Source organism: Ornithinimicrobium cerasi, from assembly GCF_003702705.1.
Taxonomy (GTDB): Bacteria; Actinomycetota; Actinomycetes; order Actinomycetales; family Dermatophilaceae; genus Ornithinicoccus; species Ornithinicoccus cerasi.
The window spans coordinates 1-25,141 of sequence record NZ_QZMN01000016.1; the positions used below are offsets into that span (position 1 = coordinate 1).

25 protein-coding genes and 1 pseudogene are annotated in these 25,141 nt (G+C 68.9%); 8 read left to right on the forward strand and 18 right to left on the reverse strand.

All coding sequences use genetic code 11. The annotated features are described in order from the left end of the window. Nucleotides 1-482: 482 nt before the first annotated feature. The 7 genes and pseudogenes from D4B81_RS16050 to D4B81_RS16080 all read right to left on the reverse strand — a co-directional run bounded on the left by D4B81_RS16050 (nucleotide 483) and on the right by D4B81_RS16080 (nucleotide 6,058). Nucleotides 483-1,772: pseudogene (locus tag D4B81_RS16050) on the reverse strand (ISL3 family transposase). Nucleotides 1,773-2,254: 482 nt separating this feature from the next. Then, on the reverse strand, nucleotides 2,255-3,049 hold the full coding sequence (locus D4B81_RS16055) for a CpaE/TadZ family protein (RefSeq protein ID WP_122263699.1): 795 nt from the start codon (nucleotides 3,047-3,049) through the stop codon (nucleotides 2,255-2,257). Between the two features lies 1 nt (nucleotide 3,050). Further along, on the reverse strand, nucleotides 3,051-3,329 hold the full coding sequence (locus D4B81_RS16060; RefSeq protein ID WP_122263700.1) for a hypothetical protein: 279 nt from the start codon (nucleotides 3,327-3,329) through the stop codon (nucleotides 3,051-3,053). A gap of 7 nt (nucleotides 3,330-3,336) precedes the next feature. Beyond that, the gene (locus D4B81_RS18260) at nucleotides 3,337-3,762 is read right to left on the reverse strand and encodes a hypothetical protein (protein ID WP_161965219.1); all 426 of its coding nucleotides are present in this window, start codon (nucleotides 3,760-3,762) and stop codon (nucleotides 3,337-3,339) included. 58 nt (nucleotides 3,763-3,820) lie between these two features. Next, a complete protein-coding gene (locus D4B81_RS18985; protein ID WP_237566057.1) occupies nucleotides 3,821-4,165 on the reverse strand; it encodes a hypothetical protein in 345 nt (114 codons plus the stop codon). A 551-nt stretch (nucleotides 4,166-4,716) separates the two neighbouring features. After that, a complete protein-coding gene (locus D4B81_RS16075; RefSeq protein ID WP_161965220.1) occupies nucleotides 4,717-5,313 on the reverse strand; it encodes a Tim44 domain-containing protein in 597 nt (198 codons plus the stop codon). Between the two features lie 265 nt (nucleotides 5,314-5,578). Further along, on the reverse strand, nucleotides 5,579-6,058 hold the full coding sequence (locus D4B81_RS16080; RefSeq protein WP_161965221.1) for a helix-turn-helix transcriptional regulator: 480 nt from the start codon (nucleotides 6,056-6,058) through the stop codon (nucleotides 5,579-5,581). A gap of 117 nt (nucleotides 6,059-6,175) precedes the next feature. Between D4B81_RS16080 and D4B81_RS16085 the strand changes: the two genes are divergently transcribed. Beyond that, entirely contained in the window at nucleotides 6,176-6,388 is a 213-nt protein-coding gene (locus D4B81_RS16085) for a helix-turn-helix domain-containing protein (protein WP_122263703.1), read from the forward strand. 331 nt (nucleotides 6,389-6,719) lie between these two features. Here the strand turns inward: D4B81_RS16085 and D4B81_RS16090 are convergent, their stop codons facing one another. The 9 genes from D4B81_RS16090 to D4B81_RS18570 form a co-directional block, all read right to left on the reverse strand. Beyond that, the gene (locus tag D4B81_RS16090; RefSeq protein ID WP_161965222.1) at nucleotides 6,720-8,288 is read right to left on the reverse strand and encodes a tetratricopeptide repeat protein; all 1,569 of its coding nucleotides are present in this window, start codon (nucleotides 8,286-8,288) and stop codon (nucleotides 6,720-6,722) included. 191 nt (nucleotides 8,289-8,479) lie between these two features. After that, nucleotides 8,480-9,556: a protein kinase domain-containing protein gene (locus tag D4B81_RS16095; RefSeq protein ID WP_122263705.1), complete on the reverse strand. Its 1,077-nt coding sequence runs from the start codon at nucleotides 9,554-9,556 to the stop codon at nucleotides 8,480-8,482. After that, nucleotides 9,553-9,855 (reverse strand): helix-turn-helix domain-containing protein, encoded by a 303-nt coding sequence (locus D4B81_RS19345; protein WP_122263706.1) that lies wholly within the window; start codon nucleotides 9,853-9,855, stop codon nucleotides 9,553-9,555. Before D4B81_RS19345 ends, D4B81_RS16095 begins: the two co-directional genes overlap by 4 nt. A 272-nt stretch (nucleotides 9,856-10,127) precedes the next feature. Then, entirely contained in the window at nucleotides 10,128-11,255 is a 1,128-nt protein-coding gene (locus D4B81_RS16105) for a tyrosine-type recombinase/integrase (protein WP_202613727.1), read from the reverse strand. Nucleotides 11,256-11,974: 719 nt separating this feature from the next. Beyond that, nucleotides 11,975-12,604 (reverse strand): DUF305 domain-containing protein, encoded by a 630-nt coding sequence (locus D4B81_RS16110; protein ID WP_237566058.1) that lies wholly within the window; start codon nucleotides 12,602-12,604, stop codon nucleotides 11,975-11,977. A gap of 139 nt (nucleotides 12,605-12,743) precedes the next feature. Continuing rightward, nucleotides 12,744-13,358 carry a peroxiredoxin family protein gene (locus D4B81_RS16115; protein WP_122263707.1) on the reverse strand — a complete coding sequence of 205 codons (615 nt, stop codon included), beginning with the start codon at nucleotides 13,356-13,358 and terminating at the stop codon, nucleotides 12,744-12,746. A 12-nt stretch (nucleotides 13,359-13,370) separates the two neighbouring features. Then, entirely contained in the window at nucleotides 13,371-14,303 is a 933-nt protein-coding gene (locus D4B81_RS16120; RefSeq protein ID WP_122263708.1) for a cytochrome c biogenesis CcdA family protein, read from the reverse strand. Beyond that, a complete protein-coding gene (locus tag D4B81_RS16125; protein WP_202613728.1) occupies nucleotides 14,303-14,617 on the reverse strand; it encodes a thioredoxin domain-containing protein in 315 nt (104 codons plus the stop codon). The genes D4B81_RS16120 and D4B81_RS16125 overlap by 1 nt, the downstream gene beginning before the upstream one ends. Then, nucleotides 14,614-14,898, reverse strand: a complete 285-nt coding sequence (locus D4B81_RS18570) for a hypothetical protein (RefSeq protein WP_122263709.1) — start codon at nucleotides 14,896-14,898, stop codon at nucleotides 14,614-14,616. Before D4B81_RS18570 ends, D4B81_RS16125 begins: the two co-directional genes overlap by 4 nt. 145 nt (nucleotides 14,899-15,043) lie before the next feature. On the opposite strand from D4B81_RS18570, the gene D4B81_RS16135 reads away from it, so the two are divergent. The 5 genes from D4B81_RS16135 to D4B81_RS16155 all read left to right on the forward strand — a co-directional run bounded on the left by D4B81_RS16135 (nucleotide 15,044) and on the right by D4B81_RS16155 (nucleotide 21,353). Continuing rightward, complete coding sequence (locus D4B81_RS16135; protein ID WP_237566059.1) at nucleotides 15,044-15,964, forward strand: cation diffusion facilitator family transporter; 921 nt, start codon at nucleotides 15,044-15,046, stop codon at nucleotides 15,962-15,964. 290 nt (nucleotides 15,965-16,254) lie between these two features. Beyond that, complete coding sequence (locus D4B81_RS16140; protein WP_202613729.1) at nucleotides 16,255-16,635, forward strand: hypothetical protein; 381 nt, start codon at nucleotides 16,255-16,257, stop codon at nucleotides 16,633-16,635. 234 nt (nucleotides 16,636-16,869) lie between these two features. After that, the gene (locus tag D4B81_RS16145) at nucleotides 16,870-19,665 is read left to right on the forward strand and encodes a heavy metal translocating P-type ATPase (protein WP_122263711.1); all 2,796 of its coding nucleotides are present in this window, start codon (nucleotides 16,870-16,872) and stop codon (nucleotides 19,663-19,665) included. A gap of 71 nt (nucleotides 19,666-19,736) precedes the next feature. Then, complete coding sequence (locus tag D4B81_RS16150) at nucleotides 19,737-20,030, forward strand: metal-sensitive transcriptional regulator (protein ID WP_122263712.1); 294 nt, start codon at nucleotides 19,737-19,739, stop codon at nucleotides 20,028-20,030. A 117-nt stretch (nucleotides 20,031-20,147) separates the two neighbouring features. Continuing rightward, nucleotides 20,148-21,353 (forward strand): YVTN family beta-propeller repeat protein, encoded by a 1,206-nt coding sequence (locus D4B81_RS16155; protein WP_122263713.1) that lies wholly within the window; start codon nucleotides 20,148-20,150, stop codon nucleotides 21,351-21,353. A 57-nt stretch (nucleotides 21,354-21,410) separates the two neighbouring features. Here the strand turns inward: D4B81_RS16155 and D4B81_RS16160 are convergent, their stop codons facing one another. Both D4B81_RS16160 and D4B81_RS16165 read right to left on the reverse strand, forming a co-directional pair. After that, nucleotides 21,411-22,565 carry a HAMP domain-containing sensor histidine kinase gene (locus D4B81_RS16160; RefSeq protein WP_122263714.1) on the reverse strand — a complete coding sequence of 385 codons (1,155 nt, stop codon included), beginning with the start codon at nucleotides 22,563-22,565 and terminating at the stop codon, nucleotides 21,411-21,413. Then, complete coding sequence (locus tag D4B81_RS16165; protein WP_122263715.1) at nucleotides 22,562-23,308, reverse strand: response regulator transcription factor; 747 nt, start codon at nucleotides 23,306-23,308, stop codon at nucleotides 22,562-22,564. The genes D4B81_RS16160 and D4B81_RS16165 overlap by 4 nt, the downstream gene beginning before the upstream one ends. 155 nt (nucleotides 23,309-23,463) lie before the next feature. On the opposite strand from D4B81_RS16165, the gene D4B81_RS16170 reads away from it, so the two are divergent. After that, nucleotides 23,464-23,766 carry a hypothetical protein gene (locus D4B81_RS16170; protein ID WP_122263716.1) on the forward strand — a complete coding sequence of 101 codons (303 nt, stop codon included), beginning with the start codon at nucleotides 23,464-23,466 and terminating at the stop codon, nucleotides 23,764-23,766. Nucleotides 23,767-23,779: 13 nt separating this feature from the next. Continuing rightward, on the forward strand, nucleotides 23,780-25,138 hold the full coding sequence (locus D4B81_RS16175; RefSeq protein WP_122263717.1) for a phenylacetate--CoA ligase family protein: 1,359 nt from the start codon (nucleotides 23,780-23,782) through the stop codon (nucleotides 25,136-25,138). The last annotated feature ends 3 nt before the right edge of the window (nucleotides 25,139-25,141 follow it).

Here is a 25,141-nt window from a genome sequence, read left to right on the forward strand (position 1 = left end):
AATGTGGCGTGGCAAACGCAGTTTCGGAGGAGCAAGCCGCCCACGAGCCTGAACCATCCGACTCTGCCGCGTGGAGGACGGCTACGCTCGTCCGACTTTGCCGCCAGGAGCGCGCACGCTATTGCCGCCTGCTGGATCCGTCCGTCCTAGTCGCTCAGGTACCCGGTGGTGGGGTCGATTTCGGCGAGGAATGACCGGACGGCCTTCTCCAGCTCCCCATGCGACTCCCACTGTTGATCGGAACGCCGCGTCGTGAATCCGTATCCCGCGCTGGGGCCGCTCACCCAAGTCACGTGCCACGCTCCTGGCTGCTGGGTGTCGGCTTGCGCGCGGAAGGTCTCACCATCGACAGTCAAGACAACCGGTTCTGGAACGTCCACGCCCGAAGTCTCCCATCCGCTCTTGCGCTCAGCGCCGCCGGCTATCCGGCGAGTGCGACAGTTCCCCGACGCTAATCTGGCTCTTCGTCTTTGAGGGTGGGGTCATAGGTTCAGCCCTCCGCCGATGAGGAGCATGCGGAGGCGGTAGTTCTCGAAGTTCGTCAGTCCTCGCGCGATCCGCCGGTGGAGCTCGATGAGGCCGTTGATGGCCTCGGTGCCGCCGTTGGTGGCGCCGGTGGTGAAGTAGGCCAGGAACGCTTCCTTCCACCTGCGCAGGGTCCGACCCAGGCGGGCGACCTCGGGGATCGGGCAGGAGGGGAACGAGGCGACGATGCGCTCGGCGATCTTGCGGCCCTCGCTCTTGTCGGTCTGCTTGTACGCGGAGCGCAGCTGTTGGGCTTACTGCCAGGTGAGGTCGACGGCGTCGTGCTCCTCGCGGACGGCAAAGGCCCGCTCGATCCGGGCACGCTGCTTGTCGGTGAGGTTCTCCTGTCCGGCGCGCAGGATGGTCTGGATCCCGTACAGCGGGTCGCCCTTGCGGCCGCGGTGCCCGGTGGTGGCCTGCTGCACCCGACGCCTCACCTCATCGACGCATCTGGTGCCGAGAGCGACGACGTGGAACGCATCGAGCACCGCGGTCGCGTCGGCCAGCTCCTCATCGATCGCGGACTTGTACCCCTGGAACGGATCCAGGGTCGCGACGTCGACGGCTGCTCTGAACTGCTCCCCGCGGGCCTGCAGCCAGTCGGCGTAGGCGGCCCGGGTGCGACCCTGGACGAGGTCGAGCAGACGTGCCCTGACCTGCCCGTTCTCGTCCGTGCTCAGGTCGACCATGCCGGTCAGCTCCTTCGGGCCGCGGCCACCGTCGGCGACGGGCTTGGTGGAGACGTGGTGCCACACATGTTCATCTACTCCCAAGGTGGCCACGCCGGCGAAGCGGGTCTCGTCGGCGGCCGAAGCGGTCAGGATCGGCTTGATCGCCGACCACACGGTGCGCCACCGCACGCCGAGCTGGCGGGCCACGCCCTGCACGGAGGCGTGCTCGGAGCGGATCTGACCGATCGCCCACCGCGCCGCCCTCGTGGTCAGCAGCCCGCGCGGTCGGACCAGGTCGGGCAGCTGCTCGGTGAACGTGGCCATCTCGCAGGCGCCCTCGCGGCACCGGTAGCGGCGCTTGCGCCAGATGAGCACGACCGGGGTGTCGAAGCAGGGTGCGTCGACCAGGCGCACCACGCGTCGGCTGTGCGCCTCGGCCACCGTCCCGCAGGTCGGGCACCCGGTCGGGACCGGGCCTGACTCGACCGTCACGGTGAGCAGGTCCGGTTCCCGCCGCACGGCGGTCACGTGCAGGCCCTCCAGGCCCACGAGCAGGTCGCAGTTGTGGCAGTACAGGTGTACCGGACCACGTTCTGGCTGGCCCTGGCCCTGGTCCTCATCCTGGCGATGGCCCAGCTGGGCCTGGCCGCGTGGCGCAGGGACGGCGCAGACCTCGCCCAGGCCGGCATCGGGGTCGCGCAGTTCGTGGTCGTCTTCGCCGGCTGGATCGGGTACTGCGTGATGATCCTGGCTGCGGCGCAGGGTCTGACCCGGTCCCTGATGCGGGCCATGTTCGGGGTGGAGCTGTTCGCCCACTGGGAACCCTCCGAGGTCTTCGTCATCGCCACCGAGGACGTCACCGACACGCTGCTGGCCACCGTCCTGGGGTTCATGGGCATGTTCCTGTGGCTGGCTGCGATCGGGTTCCTGCTGGTGATGCTGACCCGGGCCGGTGCCCTGCTGGTGCTGGTCGCCACCGGGCCCATCGCCGCGGCAGGCCTGGCCAGCGGGGTCGGAGCTGGCTGTGCCCTCGGGCTGCTCGGCGTAGTTCTCGATGCTCATGCCCGCGCCTCGCTCAGGTCGTTGGTGTTGCTCGCGATCTGTTTCCGCGCGGCGTCGTCGAGGTGCCGCAGGCAGTACACGAGCTTGCTGGAGTCCAGTCGGCGCACCTGCGCCCCGGCGGAGAACGCGGCAGCCGCCTTGGGGTCCCAGGCCAAGGACGCCAGGACCGGGGACCGCCCGCCGCACACCGGGGCCAGGACCCTGCCGACCTCGGCCTCGCTGTAGGGCCGACCGGGGCCGATGAGCACCACGCCCAGCGACGAGGCCCCACCGACCTCCTCGAGCTCGGTGTGCAGGGTGGCCAGCCACGACCGCAGGGCCGACAACGACACCAGGTCCGCCCGGCACGCCACCAGGGCCAGGTCCGCCCCGTGCAGCAACGGCGTCGGCGCCCCGGCCAAGCCCAGACGCCCCACGTCGACGAGAACGTCCTGCCCGGTGCCCTCCAACGCCTTCAGCGCCGCCAGCAACGGCTCCCACAGGCCGACCAGCCCCCGGGCCTGACCGTGCGAACGGGTGCCGGGCAGAAGCCCCACCTGGGAGTCGGGCAGAGACATGGTCAGCGACGGCAGCGCCGCCCGCAGCCGGCCCTGCTGCTGGGCGGTCCACAGCTCCAGCAACGCGTCCGGCGGCACCATCTGCCCGCGCAGGTAGCCGGCCAGCATGGACGCACCGCCCGTGGGGTCGGCGTCCACCAGCACGGTGGGCCGCCCACGCGACAGCGCCCATCCCAGGGCGGTCGTCGTCACCCCCGGGGACCCGGAGGCCGACGTCAACGTGATGACGGCCATCTCAGTCGCCCTCCCGGCTGTCCAGCACCAGCGCGGCCCGACCCGCGGAGGCCCACTGCGCGATCTGCGCCGCGTTCTGCTCCGGGACCAGGACCGACACCACCGTGTGCGGCGACTCGACCGAGGCGGTCACTCCGACCACCTCGGCCCCGAAGACGGTGTCTGCGGACTCGAACGCTGCGGGGTCTCCGGCCTGGCCGGGTGTGGCCACTACCCGCACCCGGTCCCCAACCATCAGGGGTTCGCCGGGCATCAGCCCGGACGTCAGCGCCAGACCCACGACTGATTCACCCCTTCCCGGCACCACGTGCTCGGTCGTCGCGTCGGGGGTCAGCAGGGTGCCGGCGGACAGGTCCCAAGGCGGCACGCTGGCCGACGAAGGAGTCCAGGTCGCCGGCCGGGACGAGCTGCAGGGCCGGGTCCGGGGTCACCTGGACCGTCATCAGGTCCGCCACGGTGATCGTCTCGCCACGCATCACCGTGTCCCGCACCGCCACCGCACTCGTGGCATCGGTGTTGGACAGAAACACCCACACGGCCAGCAGGGCACCCATCACCACCAGCCCGAGCCCTGCCAGGGCCAGCAGCGGCCGACGGCGCAGCTTCGGCGGCGCGGCCACGCCGGCCGTCTCCACCGTCGGTGGGGCGGTGCCGGGCGGCAAGGACCCGCCGGTGCCGCCCGGGCCCTCCGTGGTGTCGAACTTCTTCGCCATGTGCGTCTCCCCGTCTCTGCGCTGTTTGCTTGAGGCCCCTCCCCGAACGCTCTTGCTCCTACTGGCTCAGCACCTGGGCCTCCCCCATGACGATCTGCCCGTCCCGGACCAGGTCCATCTCGATGGTTCCCGACCGGCCGAGCCCGGCCCAGGTGATGACCCAGTACGAGGTGGCGGAGACCGGGTAGTGCCCCTGCTGCTCGTACCGGTGGCCGCAGTCCGGGCTGTCCATGTCACCGAACCGGTCCTCGTACGGGGTGCCCGGGGTGGTGCAGACCACCGTGGTCCCATCCCCCATGTGCCACTCGACGCGGTCCACCAGGGCTGTCGCGGTCACCGACCACGGCCCGCTGGTCGCGGTCCTGGTGATCGGCCCCCACGTCGACCCCTCTAGGTCCTGCACCCACATCCATGTCGGCAACCCCACCAGCCCGACCCGGCCGGGCCCTTGCTCCGGAACGATCCCGATCTCGATAGCCCTCAGGTGCATCGACTCCACCGCCGCCCGCGCGAGCTCCTCCGGGTCGGGCGGCGCACCCCACGGCGGGCTGGGTGCCCACCGCGGGATCGTGTCGGGCGGCAGAGGGTCAGTCAGAGTAACGCCCCGGGAGCACCAGAAGATCGCTCCGTCCGTGCGCCCGCTCCACACCGGGTCCGCCCAGGATGGCTGCGGCTCGGCGTACTTCGTGTAGCAGCCCCAGTCATACGACCAGTACCAGTCATGGACTATGCAGGCGACCTCGCGGTCGAACAGCGGGTCCGCGCACACAGGGTCTTCACCGCCCCCGCCACCTCCTGGTCCGTCTCTCGGCGGAGTTGGGTAGTCCGGCGGCGGAGGCTGCACGTAGATGAGGCACTGTCCCGTGAAGTCGTCCTTCTTGTCGCACTGAGGTTCTGCTTGTGCGGGACCGACCCACAGGAGGGTCATGGCCCATCCAATGGTGAGGAGGAAGCCTAGGACTCGCACGCTTCACTCCTACTGCTGTCCTGGACGACCACCCACCCGTACTCCGTGGAGCCCTCCCGCTCGAGGACGAAGTCGTTCAGGATCAGGTCTCCCTCTTCCCGCTCCGGGGTGATCTCGTTTCCGTCGTCATCGAAGACTGCGGTGTCGGAGTAATCCACGCACCCCAAGACCGTCGCTTGATCGTCGTCCACATCGACCTCCAGTACGGCAAGCTCCCGCCCACCCTCGAAGGTCAACCCCTGTGCCTCATACGACATCAATTGGGTCACCCACTGCTCCCGCGCCGCGTCTCGGGACCAGGGGTAGATGCCCTCGATGTCTTTTCCCGCATAGGCCTCGTTCAGTGCATCGACGTAGGCCAGCAGCGTCTCCTCAATGTCGGCCTCGTCCTGCTCCTCGGCCGACAGCTCCGGGCGCGCAGTGGTGGTCTCGGCGGCGTCGGCCGGCGCTTCGGTCGTCGCAGCAGGTTTCGATGTTGAGGGCGTCGCCGTGGTCGGTGCCGGCGTCGTGTCCTCGTCATCGGGGCCATCGGCACAGCCAGTGAGGCTCAACACCCCCGCTGCGATCAGACTCGCCAGTCTCACCCGAGTACTCGACATGTCTTGTTTCCTTCCATGCCTACCAAAGCGGCCGATCTGCGGTCTGGGTCTCACCCCGCCGACAACTTGGCACATTACCGCTAGTCCGACGCGGGCAACCGTCGTCTTCCGGAGGCTGTGGATAACGTGCAGCAACGCACCGGCGACCCCCTCCTGACCTTGTCCCAGGCGAGCCTAGAGCCCAGGCCTGTCCCCGCCGAGGGTTCTTGCCAAACCTTTACCAAGGTCTGTCAACGTAATCCCGCGAGAATCAGGGCCGCCGGCTCGCGGCATCGCGAGCATTCACCAACGCCTCTTCCACCCGTGCGGGCTGGACATCCAGGGCCCGAGCTAGGGCGCGAACAACATCCGCGCCTGGTGCCCTGACGTAGCTGCCGCCTTCCCACCTCCTCAGGGTGGACGTCGACGTGCTGGCCGCAGCGGCGAGCTCTCTCAGGCTCATCCCTCGGACGACTCGCAACTCTCGTAGAGCCAGGGCCTCGAAACCGTCTCGCTGCAGCAGGTCGACGGGTTCCACCCCGAAGGCCCGCGCTATGCGCAGCAGTGTGGCCGGCCTCGGCACCGCGAGACCCCTCTCCCATGCCGAGACCGCAGCAGCGCCCCTGACGCCAACCATCATGGAGAGCGCCTGCTGCGTCCAACCGTTGCTGAGTCGCAGATCGCGCAGACGCGCGGCGCTCACCGGCACTCTCGCGTACGCAGCAGAGCTCTCGGCGGCCACGACGTCCACGCGCTGCACTATAGGCTCCGATTGTCAGGCGACATTGGCTGTGGCCAGAGGGCGATGAGCCCCAGCATCCTGCAGATCTGCTGAGACCCTGAGCAGCAACCTGCCGCTTTTGGAGGCATGAGCACTCCAGGCAGACCTGAATCGACCCCCCGCCGACGCCTTCAATTCGAGTCGCTTACCGAAGCGGCCAGACGGACCGGCCTGAGCACCCGCACACTTCGCCGCAGGATCGCTGAAGGACGCTTGCCTGCCTACAGAGCAGGGCAGCGAGTCCTCCGGGTGAACCCCGAGGACGTAGATCGCTTGATGGTTCGCGTGCCGACGGTGTGAAGAGCACAAACTGCGGGGCTGCTGCCGGGCTAGGTAACGCGGGGAACACACCCCCTGATCCGTCGACCCGCCTGGCGGCACGGTGCGTCACCGGCCCGGCGCTGTCCCTCGGCAGCGCCAGGTCCGTCACTGGATGCGGCTACTAGGATGAGCCTTAAGGAACCCAGGGACGACGCCTTCCAATCGAGCTGGAATCGAGAGCGACCAGCGGAAAAGTCGTGCACGACCGACCCGGGAGGGCGCGCTCGGCTTACATACCCATCCATCACTGCACATGGTGTCCGGGAAGTATGTTACGTGTCGTTTCTGTCGCCTATTGCCTGACGAGGACTCAAAGGGACAAGGGCCACTTGTAGTTGTGCTTTCGGCAGACGTTGTAGATGCGCAAGAAATCGGAACGCTCGTTCCAGTCTTCTGGAAGATCAACGGGCACCAGCGCAAGCGCAGAAACGATTTCAGCGGGATGGGTCTTGTCGATACCGAGCTCACGCACGATCAAGGCCTGGTAAGCCGTCATTAAACTGCGACTTGCAGGATCGACCTTTTCTGCCTTGTCTGCCGCCTCACGATATAGTCGCATTCCGCGATGAAGATCGCCATGGGCTAGATAGGCCAGTCCTAGCGTTGCGCTCAACACGTGGTTGCCCTCCACGGCTGGTTCCAATAATCGAATAGCCTCCTCAGCGCGTCCACTCATCGCAAGCACGTAAGCAGAGTTGTTTAGGAGAAGACTATCATGCGGGAAGTGGGACAGGGCGTATTCAGCTACTTTGACCGCGTCGTCCCATCGCTCCTGACCGATTCCGATGGAGACAACGGCCGCAGCGGCAGACATGACATTCTCAGGCTCAAGTTCAAACCACTCTTCGGCAGCATAGCCAGCTGCATCGTTCTCGCCCTCAAGGACAGCGATTCGATGCTTGAAGTATGCGCGGCGAGGCGGCGTTGTGTTATCGCCTAGTCGTGACACCGCTTGACGCAGTTTCGGGGCCTCGGATCGAAGTTGTGCAACTTGCGCATAACTAAGCACAATGGCATCATTGTCTGTGATTTTGGAAAGTAGACCGGACAAACGGTCTAGTGCCACCCCCCGACTGATCCTGCCCATTTCATACTTCAGGACAGACAAATTAGCTTGCACCGTTCCCTCCAAGGCCTCGTCACCTTCCCTCCGTGCCGCTGTAGCGGCCTGCTCAAGAAGGGAGACCGCTCTCGCTTTCTCGCCCGCGGCTAGAGCAATGCGAGCCCGCATCTCAAGGAGGGATCCGTCTTCTACGACACCCGACGCGTCCAGAGACGCCATCTCTGCCGTTGCCCTCGCGATATCCCCCTGTGCCAGGAGCAGCTCCAAGTAGTGCAGCGATATGTCTTTCCGCCCAGGGGCGGTGCGCGTCGCCCGTAGCGCCGCGCGCGTCGCCTTCTTCTTTGCCCCAAGGTGCCACAAAGAGATGGAAAGATTGAACAAGGAGTCCACGTCCTCTGGCGCTTCATTCACAGCGTGCCGCAGGTCGCCAACGGCGCTCTGCCAGTTTCCGGACTGTGCATGTAGGTACCCTCGGAAGGACGCCACAAGGGGACCACTGCGGCCGACCAGAGCATCCTCGGCCTCCGCGATCTCACCCATGCTGCTAGCCAGGAGCGCAAAAGTGACGGAAAGAGCATCGCTCAGGCGCGCTCCGCGAAGTGCGTCGTAGGCATACTCCGCATGTCCGCAGCGGAGCAGAACCTCTGCGGCGATTCGTGCTGAAGCTGCGTCCGAAGGATCCGTGTCTCCGTGACGGCGTTGCAGGCTCAAGTCCAGAGCCTCCCGGGCGGCGGCGACGGCCGCGTCGACTTCGTCGAGTGCGATCTGTGTTTGTGCCAAGGCGGCAAGCGTCGTGGAGGTGCGGCAGCCTTCCACCAGGCGCAGCGCCCGATCCCGTGACCGCTCTGCGTCTACGCGGCGCAAGGCAGCAAGCGACTCGTGAGCCGAGATGCCAAAGGCCCTCTCGGCAGTTCTATGCATGGGGTGGCTGCCGGCACGCCACGGGCTCACTAGCTCCGGAGTCTTCTGATCGACGGGTCGGATCTCTTCGAGTACTCCTAGACCACTCACGATGCGCTCCTATGGGCGTTCTTGTTCGAGCGATATATTGGCCGCCGAGAACTGACATTAAGGCGGCGGCCAAGAATGTCGGCCCTTCTCAACAACCAGGCCAGCCCAGGATCAGGAGCCACACGCTTACCATGGGGTGGGCGTGGTTGACGTTGGGCCGGTACGGGGTCGCAAAGCTGTTTCAGCAGCGCAATTGACTCGTGGCGAATTACTGGTGGCAATTCGCCACCGAGCTCTTCGATGGCCCGCGAAAATCGCGGCCGCAAAGTTCCCAGGTCGCGCCTGTGGCCACTTAAGAAGTCGCGCTGGCCCTCGGACCGGGCATCCTGCCACGAACCGACAGCCAACGCGGTCATGGGGTGACCCGTCGCTAGTTCAACCAACAGAGAGCCAAGCCCGTACAAATCTGCGTTGCGAAAGTCAGCGGCTGTACTGCCACCTTGAAACCACAGATGCTCAGGGGGTGCATAGCGAAGATCTCCGCGCCCGGAGATATATTCGATTTCCGGCAGGGAGGGAGGATTCGCAAAGTCCTTTGAACGCCCGAGATCCGCGAGGCGGACTTCACTGTTACCTTTCTGTACCATGAGCAGACAATTACTGCTCTTGAGGTCTCTATGTGCTACCATATTCAGGTGCATTTGGTGAACGCCCTTTACTGCTCCCCTCCAGTGGTTCAGACGTTCCCCCCAAGGCAGGGCTTGTCGTCGCGTCGGATCAACAATCAACTCTTCTAGTGCGCCTGACGCCATGGCGAGAATGTGATACTTGAAGGGAAGGGGAACGGCAACGCCATTCACCGATACGGACAACGACTCGCTGCCTGACTCAATCCAATTGATGACGCTGGTGCACCCGGAAAGTTTACACAACAACTCCCCCTCACCGTCGAACTCGGTAGCTGCTTGGGCGTCGTTACCGGGCGTCAAGACCTTCATTGCGTACCGGCTACCGGTGCCTAAGTGCACCGCCTCAAAGACCAAGCCAAAGTGACCCTCGCCAACGCAGGCATCGAGTCTGTAGTCACCAATTACCTGGCCCGAGAGGGCTCCGACCCAGGGGCCGGCCGTCACTCCCTAGCCCCGCCGCCATAACGTCGTCTAAGACGATCGAGTTCTTCGGGGTGTTCTTTGAGAATTCGAATAATGTCTACGGGAACGCCACCCTGGGCGAGCGTCATGACGTCGGCAGAGACTCCGTAGTAGGCCGAGAGCCGCTCGGACAGTTCAGGCCCTAGACCCCGTTGACCACGTTCTACTCGCGACAGCTGCGAGGGGGCCACGCCAATGTCCGCCGCGGCGCTACGCAGGGAGCGTCCCTGCTCGCGGCGTAGGCTTCTTAGGAGGTTGGCGGTCGTCGGGGTCGACGTCATCAGATCAGAATACGCGGTGTTGCCATACTTGGCAACACCGTACAGGCTCCCTCACCTGCAAGCTCGGGTATGCGGAGTCGCGGCGCCGACGGGTTCCTCGTCGTGGGCGGCGCAGCAAGGCGGACGCAGCCGCTGAGGGGCGCTGTACTCGGTGTGTGAGCGATGTCCGACCCTCGCGCGTGGCCGACACCGACATATCCCGGATGAGTGCGCGCTCATCGGCGGATCCGGTCTGTCAAGCACCTCGACGACGGACGCCTTCGTACCTTGAGTCAGCTGGGTTGCTGGGCTTGGGCGAGGCGGGAGAGTTGCTCGGCGATGTGGGCGTCGCGGCCGAGGGCGGCGTGTTGGTAGCGGAGGGCGGCTTGGGGGGTGGAGTGGCCGATGCGGGCCATGAGTTCGGCGAGGGTGGCTCCGGTGCGGGCGGCTAGGACGGCGCCGGTGTGGCGCAGGTCGTGAATGCGCAGGTCTGGCCGGCCGGCGGCCTCTCGCGCCTTGTGCCAGTGCCGGTAGAGGGTGTTGGGGTGGACCTGGACCTCGGGGTCGGTGACCGAGGGAAAGACCAGCGCCTCGGGCGCGGGTCCGACGTGGGTGGCCAGGTGGCCGGCCAGGGTGGGGAGCAGGTGGGGTGGGATGGCCACGTCCCGCACGCCGGCGGCCGACTTGGGGGTGCCGACGGTGACCTGCCCGTTGGTGCGGACCACTCCGCGGCGTACGTGGACCACGCCGGTGGCCAGGTCCAGGTCGGCGCGGCGCAGCTCGGCCATCTCCCCGAACCGCAGACCGCACCAGGCACCCAGCAGGACCAGGGCCTGGTACCGGTCCGGCATGTGCGCCACCAGGATCGTGAGCTGGTCCAGGGTGGCTGGTTCGACCCGGCGGGCGCGGGTGGTGGTCCCGCCGCCGCGGACCCGGCAGGGGTTCGCGGCCAGGATCTCATCGGCCACGGCGGTGGCCAGGATCGAGCGGAGCAGGGCGTAGGCGTGGGCGCGCTGGGTGGGCCGGTGCGGGTCCAGGCCGGCGTGCCAGACCCGCACCACGGCCGGGGTGATGTCCCGCAGCGCCACGTGCTCGAACTCGGGCAGCAGGAACCGTTCCAGCAGGCGCTGGTAGAGGGCGCGGGTGCGGGGCTTGAGGTCGCGCTGGGACAACCAGGCGGCCGCGTAGGGGCCGAACGCCTCGGCGGTGCGGGCCACCTTTGCCCGCCGCGAACGTGTCGGGGACCAGGTGTCGTCCTGGATCAGGCGGCGTTCGTGGGCCAGCCACGCCTCGGCGTCGGCGCGGGTCTGGAACGTGGAAGGGGCCCGGTGGAAGTCCTGGTCCGGCCCCATGTAGAACGCCTGGTACCGCCCGCCCGACCGGCGGCGGATGGTGCCGAAGTCACGCTTGGACCGAGTCACGACCCTCCTGTTCGCCGGCAGGTGGGCATAACTGGGGCATAACTGGTGTCATCTCGTGTCCTCTTGTGCCCGAACCTTTCACGCGCTACTGTACCTGTCATCGCAGGTCAGATGCTTGCGACGCAGGTCAGCCAATCGGTGACCGTGGCGGAGTGATCTTTTCAAATCCTGTCACCCCGACCAGAAGCCGCAGGTCTCTGACCTGCGGTTTTGTCAGTTTTCGGTCGCCAATTCGCGTGAAACTGTCGTCTCGGGCATAACTGCGGCTCAAGTCAGGTGTTGACACAAGCGGCCAGGCGAGGCCAGGTTTGCACGCGCGTTATGCCCGACGCACCTCCTCCAGGTGTGTCCGGCTCGATCCGCGAGACCCCCCCGGGGCCGCAGGCGCGGGACGGCGCCGCTGTAATCCAGCGTCGGGCCGACGCACGCGACCTCGTGCATGCCCACCACCGCACGTCCAGGCTCCCGCCGCTGCCCGGCCGCACCCCCGGCTCCACCAGCCGGCGCCCAGCCTGCCGGGAGCCGCACGGATGGTCAGCTCTCGCCACAGGACCCTCCCGCCCACGACGGTGCCAACAAGGCGACCACCCGTCGCGCGGGCCGTGCGGCGGCCGACCGGCCTCACCACTCATCCTCGGACTTGGCCCGGACGGAACCCCGCTGCTCGTACTCCTGCGGGTTCAGCCTTCCGGGGGCGAGACGCTAGTCGAAAGACTGCCTCACAGCGCCTCGTGCAGCTGCTCCATGCGCTCGATCTCGGCCTCCTGGTCTGTGACGACCTGCTCGGCAAGCTCCTGCACGTCCGGGTGCTGCCCCTCGTCCAGGGCGGTCTGCGCCATGGTGACGGCGCCGCGGTGGTGCTCAATCATCAGCTCCAGGAACCGGGCGTCGAACGCCTCACCCGACAGCCCCTCGAGCTCTGCCATGGCCTCCTCCTGGGACATCCCGTCCATCTCCATACCGCCGGAGTCCCCGTGGTCCATGCCAGCCATGTCGTCGTCGGCCGCGGTCGGCTCGCCCCACTGCTGCAGCCAGGACTGCATGAGCTCGATCTCAGGGCCCTGGGCCTGCTCGATCTGCCCGGCCAGCTCCTGCACCTCGGGCGTGACCGCCTCCTCCTGCGCCAGCTGCGCCATCTCGACTGCGCCCTCGTGGTGGACGATCATCATCTGTGCGAACATCGTGTCGGCCTCGTTGTGCTCCTGCGCCGCCTGCTCGGCATCCGTCGTGGTGGTAGCGGTCGAGCCGCCGCCGCCTGCGGGTTCGGTCGAGTCGCCGCAGGCGGCGAGGAAGGCGGTGACGGCCAGGGCGGCGGTCGCGAGGCGCAGGCGGGGGGTGATGATCATCATCGGGGACAGCTCCAGGGGTCGGGGACGGTGCTCAACGAGTAAACGTTGTCGCACGGTGCGGTTCCACCTGAGAGGGGGCCTTTCAGGAAACCTTCATCGAACCGACGTCGGACCTTCGTCCCGCGTGGCGCCGGGGGGGTCAGAGCCGGGCGGTGGCCTCGCGCAGTAGGTCGTCGGGGTCGAGCCACATCGAGGGGTAGTTGCCCTGCCACCGCTGCATCCCTTCTGCGTCGACGAGGACGAACCCGTGGCCCGGGAGCCCGGCGTGCATGCCCTTGCCGAGCGTCCCGTAGGCCTGGGACACGGCCCCGTCGTCGAGGAGGTACGGGGTGCTCACGCCGAACGCGTCCAGGTCGACCTGGATCTGGGCCGCGGTGTTCATCACGATCGGCAGGACGACGATGCCGGCGTCGGCGAAGCCGGGGTTCTTCTCGATTTCGGCCATCTGCTGGGTGCACGACGCGCACCCGGCACCCTCGTTGAAGTAGAGGAGCACGGGCGAGCCGCGGTAGTCGGCCAGGGACACGGTCTGCCCGGTGGTGCTCGGGAGCGTGAAGGCGGGCGCTGCCCCGCCGCCTGCCTCGTTCGTCGTCGGCCGGGCCTGCCACAGACCGAAGGCGACCACCGCCACTAGCGCGAGCAGCACAGCCAGACCCAGGAGCCGTCGGCGCTGCCGCACGCGGGTCTGGCGCTCCTTCTCGAGCCGGATCTGGGCGACGTGCGCCTGGCGACGCGCCTGCTGTGTAGCAGTCATGGTTTCCACTCCTTACCGTGGTGCGCCCGTGTGCTCGTGGCACGGGTGCGTGGGTGCATCGTCCGCCGCCGCGGTCGTCCTGCGTGTCCGGTCGCGAAGCGTGAACCACACGAACGACGCCGCGAGGGCGAGCAGGCCCAGACCGAGCAGCGGTTCCGGCACCGGGGCCACCCAGCCGAGGACCTGCTCCGCGGTGCGCGTGACCCCGTCGCTGGCGACACGCTGGAACCAGGTGGCGTTGCCGGTCATGGTCGTCGACCCAGCCAGGGAGATCACGGCGATCCCCATCGCGACGAAGGCGACCGCGACGGCCACGTTCACGGTGTTGGTGTGCAACGTCCGCCCACCGACGCTCCACCGCAGCGCCTTGGCCCTGCCCCACCGCCGCTCGCCCAGACCTGCCGCGTCCCAGGCGAGGGCCATGACGAAGAGCGGGATCACCATGCCGAAGACGTACGCCATACCGAGCAGCGCTCCGCCGAGCGCGCTGCCCGAGAGCGCCGAGAGGGTCATCACGCCGGCCAGGACCGGGGCGCAGCAGCTGGAGGCGATCCCGGAGAACACACCGAGGCTGAAGAACGTGGCCGAGTCGCCCCTGGCGGTGTCCGGGGCGCGCAGCACCGAGGGCATCGACCACATGCGCCCGGACAGCGCCAGGAGACCGAGCGCGATCATGAGCAGACCGCCGGCCCAGTACAGCTGCACGTGGTACTTCGCGATCGCTCCCGCGACCAGGCTGACGCCGAGGGTGATGGGCACCAGGACGACGGCGAGTCCGGCGGCGAAGACGAAGGTGAGCGGGAGGAGGCGCCACCTGTTGTTCTTGACCGCCGCGGCGAGGTAGGCCGGGGCGAGGAAGACGATGCAGCAGGGGGCGAAGAGCGCGACCGCGCCAGCGAAGAAGGCCGCCAGGATGCTGCCCGTGGCCAGCAGCTCGGTGCCCATCAGCCAACCCTCGCTGACCGTAGCGCCGCGCCCAGCCGGCGTCTGGACAGACGCCCGTGCCCGAGGACCCGACCGTCCAGCAGCACCAGCGGGAACATCGCGGGGCGGTGTTCGGCGATCAGCCTGCTCCCCTGCTCAGTCTCTGCGGGCACCACCTCGAGGTACAGCTCGCCGCGCGCTGCCCGCCTGCTCAGCTCCTGGTGCGCGTCCTCGCACAGGTGGCACGCCGAGCTGGTGAGCAGGGTGGCTCGCGGGACGGGCGTGGAGCCCGCGGCGGGTGCGGCGCCCACCCGTGCGCCGGTGAGGCGGCTCATCGGCGGGTGCCGTGCTGCATGAACAGCATCATCACGGCCATCATGCCCAGGCATGCCAGGGCGTAGACGGTGGCGCCAAGACCTGCCGAGCCGCTGAGGATCAGCAGGCCCACGATGAGCAGCATGGGCAGGCACATCAGCCACATCGCCCACCCGTGCGCGCCGTGCCCACGGGGGGCCTGGGCAGGTTCCTCGCGATCTGCCGTCACCGTCGGCAGTTGCGGGGGGCCGCTGATGCTGCCGCGCGGTCCGCTCGCGGGACCATGAGGGAACTGGTTCATTCCGGGCTCCTCGACTCGTGGTGGTCCTCACAGGCTCCTGCGCAGGGGTTGCCGTTTCGGCACGGGGATGATGAAGTTTTGGTCAAGGTCGGACGTCGCCCGTGGGCAGTGGGGACGCCGACGAAGGGAGGTCACCCTGATGGCGATGTCGCACGGTGCTCACGCCGGGGCCGAGGGGGATCGCAGGGCACTGGTCATCTCAGGCTGGCTGACCGGTGGCTACTTCGTGGTCGAGCTCGTCGTGGGGCTCTGGTCGGGGTCGGTGGCGGTGCTGTCCGACGCGTTCCACACCTTCTCGGCCGTCGGCGGGGTGCTGATCGCCCTGGCCGCGCAGCGGCTCAGTCAGCGGCCGGCGACGGCGAGGGAGACGTTCGGGTGGGGCCGGGCCGAGATCCTCGGCGCGCTGTTCAACGGGGTGTTCCTGGTCCTGATGGCGGGCTACGTCTTCTGGATGGGTGCGATGCGGCTGTCCGAGCCGGTCGAGCTGCCGACCACCGTGATGCTGTGGGTCGCCGCCGGTGGGATCGCGACCGAGGTCGTGGCGTTCTGGCTGATGTACCAGCGGCAGAAGACCAACCTGAACATGAAGGGCGCCTTCTGGCACATCCTGCAGACGTTCGTCGGAAGCCTGATCATCGTCGTCTCCGCCCTCGTCATCCGGTTCACCGGGTTCCTGGCCATCGACCCCCTGCTCGGGATGGCGTTCGGCGTCGTGCTGCTCTGGGCCTCATGGAGCATCCTGCGCTCCTCTCTTCGGGTCCTGCTACAGGCCACCCCGGAGGGGTTCGACCTCGAGGGCGCGGTCGAGGCGCTGGCCAGCATCAAGGCGGTGGAGGACCTGCACCACGTGCACGCGTGGAGCCTGACATCCGGCCGGACGGTCTTCTCCGCGCACCTGCGGGTGGCCGACACAACCGGGAGCGACCGGGTGCTTAAGGAGGCTACGGAGGCGCTGCGCACCGGCTTCGACGTGTACTTCTCCACCCTGCAGGTCGAGCAGGAGTGCCTCGACGAGCAGGCTGCCGCTGACATCGACATCACCAGGCGCCCGCACCCCGGCAGATGACGGGCGCCCGTGATCACCCGATGTCGGCGGTACCAGCCGTCGTCCGGCAGGAGCGACGCCTGCCGCACGTCGGCGCCCGGCTCATCGCGTCCTGGGCCCCCGCCTCCGGCAGCCGATGCCCACGGGGTACCCGTCCTGTGACCCGTTCCCAACCTGCATCAAACCTTCATGCCTTCTTCGGTGGACCCAGCGGGCTGGTCGGCGATAGTCCTGGTTGACGACCCTCAGGCCGACCAGAACCGGGGGCCGACATGTCACACCACCTGCATGACCACATCCCAGCCCCGACCGTGGGAGCAGCCCCGCCCGGCGTCCCGCTACCTCGCCGCGTCGCGGGTGTGTGGGCCGGTGTCCGCGCCGGGTTGGGTGCCGCGCTCGGGCTGGTGCCGCACCTGCTGCACCACGTGGGCCTGGTGGCCGGTGCCGCGGTCCTGACGGGCGCCGTCGGGAACGGGGTCTTCTACGTCGTGGGGCTGGTGTTCAGCATCCCTCTGCTGCGCAGGCTGCGGGCCAGGTTCGGCTCGCGGTGGGCCCCAGCGGTCGGCGTAGCGGTCTTCACCGCCTTGTTCGCCCTGTCGGCATTCGTCGTCGGGCCCGCGATCAGCGGCGAGGCCGACACCCCGCCACCCGCCGAGCCTGCCGTGACGCAGGACCACGAGGTGCATCACTAGACCCGAGGCGTGGGTGAGGGCAGAGCGGCCGCCCCTGTCCAGGGGGTCGGGCACCTAGTCACGAGGAAACCTCCCGACCTTCATCGAAACTTCACCGATCCCGTCAGATCTTCATCGCCGTGCCGGCCTGGTTCGGGACATCGCCGGTGTTGTCTACCACGAGAGGCCATACCCCACGAGGGTATGGCGGCGACCCGGAACTGCCGGGCCGCGCACCGATGGAGGTGGGGTCACATGACCGTCAACGATGGACTGATCGTCCTGGTCGCTGCTGTGCTGACCGCTTTGCTCGGCTGGTACTTCTTCGGGCCGAAGAAGTCCCGGCAGGCCGACCTGGAGGACGGGGTGCAGGTCGTGCGGGTGGGGGTCAGGGGGGGCTACAGCCCGGACCTCGTCGAGGTCCGGGCCGGGGTCCCGGTCCGGATGCTCTTCGACCGTCAGGAGACCGGGGAGTGCACCTCCCGGGTGGTGATCCCGGGCTTCCGTATCAACCAGCTGCTGCCCGCCCACGAGACGACCGCCGTGGAGTTCCTCCCGGAGGCCGAGGGCGACTACCGCTTCGCCTGCGGCATGAACATGGTCAACGGCACGGTCAGGGTCGTCGGCGGCCGCACCGAGGCCCCCCCCGCCGCCGTACCGGCCGCCACCCTGACGGCCGAACCACCCGCAGGCCACCGTCACGGGCAGTCGGACCCTCCCCTCCCCGGCAGCGACACCGACCGGGCCGACCGGGGCCGGTCCTGGCAGACTGCGTCGTCGGTGAACGGCCTGGGCGACGATGCCGAGGCGCGCGAGCGGGCGGCGGAGCTCAAGGACCTCACCGGCCGCGTGGTGCTCGGCACGGTCCTGTCGCTGCCGGTCGTCGCAGCGGTCATGCTCGAGGAGGTGTTCGGCCTGCACTGGATGCCGGACGCCCTGATGAACCCGTGGGTCCAGCTGGCGCTCATCACCCCGGTGTTCCTCCTCACCGGGTGGCCCATCCACAAGACCGGATGGCTGGCGCTGTCCCACCGCACCGCCGACATGAACTCCCTGATCACGCTGGGCACGATCGCCGCGTTCGGGTACAGCCTGCTCGTCACGCTCACGCCGCAGCTGCTGCCTGAGCAGGCGCGGTCCGTCTACTACGAGGCGGTCGGGGTGATCATCACCCTGATCCTGCTCGGCCGGCTGCTGGAGACGAAGGCGAAGGCCGGCACCGGTGAGGCGATCCGCGCGCTGATCGGGCTGCAACCCCGCACCGCCCGGGTCGTGCGCGAGGGGACCGAGCTCGAGGTCCCCGTCGAGGCGGTCGTCCTCGGCGACGTCCTGGTGGTCCGCCCCGGTGAGAAGCTGCCCGTCGACGGGCAGGTGCAGGACGGCACCTCCGCCGTGGACGAGTCCATGGTCACCGGCGAGCCGATCCCGGTCACCAAGAGTTCAGGGGACAGCGTGATCGGGGCCACCATCAACCAGACCGGCTCCTTCCGGTACACCGCCACCCGGGTCGGCGCCGAGACCCTGCTGGCCCAGATCATCAAGCTCGTGCGGGAGGCCCAAGGGTCCAGGGCACCGATCCAACGCCTGGTGGACAAGGTCTCCAGCTACTTCGTCCCCGCCGTGATCGGCGTGGCAATCTGGACCTTCGTCGCCTGGGCCCTGTTCGGCCCCCAACCGGCAGCGGTCCTCGCGCTCGTGGCTGCCGTGTCGGTGCTCATCATCGCCTGCCCGTGCGCCCTCGGCCTGGCCACACCCATGTCCATCACCGTCGGCACCGGCAAGGGCGCCACCCACGGCATCCTCATCCGCTCCGCCGAGGCGCTGGAGACCGCGCACAAGCTCGACACCGTCGTCCTGGACAAGACCGGCACCATCACCAAGGGCGCCCCCGCCCTGACCGACGTGCTCCCGGCCGAAGGCATGGGCAGAGACGAACTGCTGCGCCTCGTCGCGGCCGTCGAACGCTCCTCGGAGCACCCGCTGGCCACCGCGATCGTGGCCGGCGCCCAGGAGGAAGGGCTGGAGCTGCCGGAGGCCACCGCGTTCGACTCGGTGACCGGGCAGGGCGTGCGCGCGCTGGTCGAGGGCCGCGAGGTGCTCGTCGGCAACCACCGCCTCCTCGCCACAGCCGGCATCCACGCCGCACCCGCCGACGTCGACCGGCTCGCCGCGGACGGCAAGACCCCCATGCTGGCCGTCGTCGACGGCCGCTTCGCCGGCGTCATCGGTGTCGCGGACACCCTCAAGGACGGTTCCGCGGCCGCGGTCGCCGCGCTGCGGGCCCGGGGCATCGACGTCGTCATGATGACAGGAGACAACGCCGCCACCGCGGCTGCGATCGCCCGCCAGGTCGGCATCGGCCGGGTCGTGGCCGAGGTCATGCCCGAGCACAAGGCCGCCGAGGTCCAGCGCCTGCAGGCCGAGGGCCGTGTCGTGGGGATGGTCGGCGACGGCATCAACGACGCCCCCGCCCTGGCGCAGGCCGACGTCGGCTCGGCCATCGGCACCGGCACCGACGTCGCCATCGAGTCCTCCGACATCACGCTGGTCTCCGGGTCCCTGTCCGGGCTGGTCACCGCTGTCGACCTGTCACGGGCCACGATGCGCAACATCCGCCAAAACCTGGTCTTCGCGTTCCTCTACAACGGCCTGGGCATCCCCGTCGCCGCCGGCGTGCTGTACCCGGCCCTGGGCTGGATGCTCAGCCCCATCATCGCCGCCGCCGCGATGGCGTTGTCCTCGCTGTCGGTGGTGGCGAACGCCAACCGCCTGCGGACGTTCACCCCGCGGGGCGTCCCGGAGGTCACACAGACCCTCGCCACCGAACCGGTGGTCGAGGTCGGGCATGGACCTGAGCAGGACAAGAGCAAGGAGACCTCAATGTCCCAGACCCCGAACCGCGTCACCGACCCCGTCTGCGGGATGAGCATCGACCCCGACACGGCCGCCGACCACACCCAGCACGAGGGTCTGACCTACCACTTCTGCTCGGCCCACTGCGCGGCCACCTTCGCCCAGGACCCGACGCGCTACGCCCCCACGGGAGCCTGAGCCAACCGGTGGTGCCCACCCTCGCGGGCGGGCACCACCGGCCCAGCCATCTACCAAGGAAGGACCCGGGCATGAACGGAGCATCCAGCCCGACACCTGTCCGCCCCGCCGCTACCGCAGAGCTGATCAACCGCCTGCACAGGATCGAGGGGCAGGTCCACGGCATCACCGCGATGGTCGAGAACGGCGAGCCGTGCGTGGACATGCTGACGCAGATCGCAGCCGCCCGCGGTGCCCTCCGGGGTGCAGCCCTCGCGCTCCTGGACGAGCACCTGCGCCGATGCCTCGTCGACGTCGCCCCGGCGACCCGAGCGGAGGCCGTCGACGATGCCTCGGACGCGATCGCACGCCTCCTCCGCAGCTGAGTCTTTCCTGCACTTCATCGAAACTTCATCGTTCCTGCGTCGTCGCTCAGTCCCGGGCACCCAGAGTTGCTCCCGGGACCGGCCCCGCAGGGGCCGGCGAACACGAAGGAGCTCCTCATGGCCGGACCGGACGCGAACGGCACGTCGCCACTGAGAAGGGGTCGCCTGCTCGCCGTCGGGGCGCTGGCCCTGCTCGTCGCGGGTGCCGGGACGGGGACGGCGGTCGTGCTGAGCCAGGACGACGCCGAGCCCACGACCGCGGTGAGGACCCCACCGGCTCCGGACACGACCACGACCGCGGCACCGAGGGCCCAAGCGAGCGCCGCGCCCGCCGAAGCACCGGGAGGGGTGCAGGGCACCATCTGGGTCGCCAACGAGGCGCAGGGCAGCCTGACCGCGATCGACGCCACCACCTACGACGTGGTCACGACCGCCACGGGGATCGAGGGGCCCCACAACGTGCAGGTCTCCCCCGACGGCCGCTCCCTCTGGGCCGTCAGCGGCCACGACGGTGCTGCCCTCATGGTGGACGCATCCACGCTGGCCTCGCACGGGGTGACGGCCACCGGCGGGTCGCCGGCCCACGTCGTGGTCTCCCCCGACGGACGGACCGCCTACGCGACCAGCTCCGCTGACGGGACCGTCTCGGCGATCGACACCTCGACCATGGAGGTCGTCGCGACGATCCCCGTCGGTGACGGGGCGCACGGGCTGCGCCCCAGCCCGGACGGGTCCAGCGTGTATGTCGCGAACGTCGGCTCGACCACGCTCAGCGTCATCGACACCAGCGAGCACGAGAGGGTGGCCACGGTCGAGGTCGGCGAGGCGCCGGCGCAGGTCGCGTTCTCCCCTGACGGTGGGTTCGTGTATGCCTCCCTCAGCGGTGAGGGGGCGCTCGCGAAGGTGGACGTCGCATCGCGCGAGCTGGTGGCCACCGTGCAGGTCGGGGACGTGCCGATCCAGACGTACGTGACCCCGGACGGCAAGCACGTACTGGTCGCGAACCAGGGCACCGAGGACGCACCGGGCACCACCGTGTCGGTCGTCGACGCCGCGGCCATGGAGGTCGTCGCGACGATCGAGACCGGCCGCGGCGCGCACGGGGTGGTCGTGGAGCCCACGGGCCGCTTCGCCTACGTGACGAACCTCTACGACGACGACGTGGCCGTCATCGACCTGGGGCAGTTGGCCGTGGTCGCCAGGGTGCCGGTCGGGGACATGCCCAACGGCATCAGCTTCTCCCCCGTCACCGTCGCTGCCCGGGGGGACGTCGAGCTGACGATGCCCCACGTCGACAGCGACGCCGGTGGGCACGGGCACTGAACCGGCCCCCCCCCGCACGAGCGGGGCGGCATACACCTCCGGCCTCCCCAGATGGCCCTACGAGGGACTGGCGCCCTCCTCCCGGAGGGAGTGCTGCCGTGTGAGCAGCGGCAGCCGGAGGGTGAACGTGGACCCATGTCCGGGGCCGGCGCTGGAGGCGGTGAGGCTGCCGCCGTGCGCGTCCGCGATGGCACGGCTGATGGTCAGGCCGATACCGGAACCCCCGTGGTCCCGGTCCCGTGCGGTGTCACCGCGGTAGAACCGCTCAAACACATGGCCAAGATGCTCGGCGGGTATGCCGTCGCCGGAGTCGGTGACGATGAGGTGCACCTCCTCGCCCGCCCGCGCGGCGGAGACCACCACCGTGCCTCCCGGCGGGGTGTGGCGCACCGCGTTGCGCAGCACGTTGTCCATCACCTGACCCAGCCGGTCGGCGTCCACCTGGACGATCGCGTCGCCTGCCGACCCGTACTCGCCCGTGAGGCGGACCCCCGCTCGGGCGAACGCGTCCGCCTGCCGCTGGACCGCGGAGCTGACGAGGTCCTTCGCCCGCACGGGTGCCAGGTTCAGCTCCAGGCGCCCTTCCTCCGCGCGGGAGACCTCGTCGATGTCCCCTGCCAGGCGGGCCAGCCGGGCGGTGTGCTCGGTCAGGATCCGTTCGGTGCCCTCGTCCCACTGCAGGACCCCGTCGCTGAGACCCTCGCAGCACAGCTGGATCGTCGAGATCGGGGTCCGCAGCTCGTGCGCCAGGTCGGACAGCAGTCGTCGGCGCGTGGCCTCGGTCTGCTCCAGCTGGCCGGCCATCAGGTTGAAGGCTCCCGCCAGCGTGTCTAGCTCGGCCCCCCCGCCCGCGCTCGCCACACGCGCCGAGAGGTGACCGCGGGACACCTCGGCCGCGGCCGTGGTGAGCGCGTCGAGCGTGCGCTGCATACCCCTGGTCAGCCACCAGGTGACCCCGACGGCACATGCGAGCGAGATCAGCAGACCGGCGCTGAGGGCGACGAAGGAGGCGTCCCGGAAGCCCTGCTCGATGTGCTCGAGCTCTGCGGGGTCCCACACGGGCCGCACCTGGAGCACGTGGGCGTGGAAGAGGCTCGGCCCCAGGAGAAGCGCGACCAGCCCGGCGGTGAGCAGGCTGGCGAGCAGGACGACGACCTGCGCCAGCAGCAGCCTGGTGGCCAGCCCGTACCGTCGGCGGGCACCGGTGCTCATCCCGAGCCCATCCGGTAGCCCACGCCCCGTACCGTCTCGATGAAACGCGGCTCCGCCGGGTCGTCGCCGAGCTTGCGACGCAGGTGGGCGATGTGCACGTCGACGATGTGCTCGTCACCGACCCACGCCGGGTCCCAGACCTGGTCGACCAGCGTCCGTCGGGAGAACGCGAAGCTGGGTCTGCGCGACATCACGTCGAGGATGTCGAACTCCGTCCGGGTCAACGGCACCACCTGGTCCCCCAGCAGGGCCTGACGCGCACCGGGCTGCACGGTCAGATCGCCGAACACCCGCGGCGGGTCCTCGTCGACGCCCGCACCAGAGCGCCCCCGGCCGGCCGCCGGCCCGCGCGGTCTGCGCAGCACCGCCTGCACCCGCGCGACGAGCTCCCGGGCGCTGAACGGCTTGGTGATGTAGTCGTCAGCACCGACGGACAGGCCGATGACGCGGTCCATCTCGTCGCCACGGGCGGTCAGCATGAGGATGTAGCAGTCGGAGAACGTGCGCACCTGTCGGCACACCTCGATCCCGTCCAGGCCCGGCAGACCCAGGTCCAGGACGAGAACTTCAGGACCCTCCGCGCGGGCGGTGGCCACGGCCGCAGGGCCGGTGTGCGCGACCGAGACCTCGTACCCGGCCCGGGTCAGGTAGGTGCCCACCATCTGGGCGATCGCCCGCTCGTCATCCACGACGAGGACCTTCGTGCGTAACAGCTGCGCATCGGCGTGCGGCGTCGAGTCCATAGCGCTGAGTCTCTCCCGACGCAGCATCTGGCGGGGAACCTGCGCACGCACCCGTGCAGATCTTCGTCAGATCTTCATAAGGCCTCAGCGAGATCCGCACCCTGAAGCCGTGACCATAGGGGGTGCGACGGCGCCCTCGGGCGAAGGAGGCAGCCATGTGGACCCACGGGATGAGCGCGACAGCGACGTGGTGGATGTGGGCGCTGATGGCCCTGGCCACGGTCGGCTTCTGGGTGCTGGTCGCCGTCGTCGTGCGGATGGTCGTGACCCGCTCAGGACCCGGCCAGCACACCGCGCCGACCACAGCGGACGCCTCCGGCTTCCCGGTGGACCCGGTGCCCCAGAACCACAGGTCATGGATGAGCCCCCCACCCCTACCCGTTCCCGACCCGGTTCAGACGTCGCCCCAACGGCACGCCTCCCGGCCACCCGGCGACCGCGTCAACCCAACGGGCTAGGGCGGGAGCCGTCATGCGCACGTCCCTGCTGGTCAAGGTGCTGCGGGCGAGGCGCCTTCTCAGGCGACGAGAGACCTGGACCGCGGCCCAGCTCGCCGCTCACCAGGCGCGATCGGTCGCTGCCCTTCGGGAGCATGCGCGGACCACCTCACCGTTCTACCAGCGGTTCCATGAGGGCCTGGACGATGCGCCTCTCTCCGAGCTGCCCGTGCTCACGAAGACGATGCTGATGGAGCACTTCGACTCCATCGTGACCAGCCGCGACCTCCACCTGCCCCAGGTCCAGGCATTCCTGACCGGCATGCACCCCGGCGAGCTGTACCGCGACCGGTACTACGTGGCCGCCACCGGGGGGACCACCGGCCGGCCCGGAGTCTTCGCGTGGACGCCGGACGAGTGGGCCGGTGTGCTCGCCTCCTACAGCCGGCCCTACGCCTGGGGACGAGCGCCGCTGAGCCTGACCAGACGCACCCGGATGGCCGTCGTGAGCTCGAGGACACCGTGGCACCAGTCGGCGCTCGTCGCCTCCACCGTCGACAGCCGCATCGTCCCGACCCTCCGCCTGGACGCCGGCACACCGCTGGAGGACCTGACCGCCAGCCTGGACGCCTTCCAACCAGAGGTACTCGTCGGCTACGCCTCCATCCTCCGACTGCTGGCCGATGCCCAGGCCGAGGGGCAGCTGCACATCTCGCCGACCGCGATCTTCAGCGCGTCGGAAGTGCTGACGGAGGCCACGCGACGCCGCACCGACCACGCGTGGGGGCATCAGCCGTTCAACGTGTACGCCGCCACCGAGACGGCCGGGATCGCTGCCGAGTGCGAGCACCACGCGGGCCTGCACCTCTTCGAGGACCTCGTCGTGACCGAGGTCGTCGACGAGAACCACCACCCGGTGCCCGCCGGCGAGTTCGGCGCCAAGGTCCTGGTCACCGTGCTCGGATCGCGCACCATGCCGCTGATCCGGTACGAGATGAGCGACAGCGTCCGTCTGTCCACCGCCGAACCGTGCCCGTGCGGCATGCCGTTCCTCCGGCTCGACGGCATCCAGGGCCGCGAGCAGGAAGCGCTCCGCCTGACCGGCACGTCCGGCACCGACATCGTGGTGCAGCCGGTCGTCTTCCACAGGGTCATGGACACGGTCCCCCTGTCCGCGTGGCAGATCATCCAGGACACCGACGGACTGACCGTCCTGGTCGTCGGTCTTCGCCAAGGCGTCGCGCCTCAGGACGTGGCTGCCAGACTGCATCGCGAGCTCGACCGGATCCGCGTCGCACCCCGGGTGGTCACGGTCCGGGAGGTCGAGAGAATTCCCCGCACCGCCATCGGTAAAGCACCACTCATCCGCATTCTCCGGTCGCCAACGCACTGACAG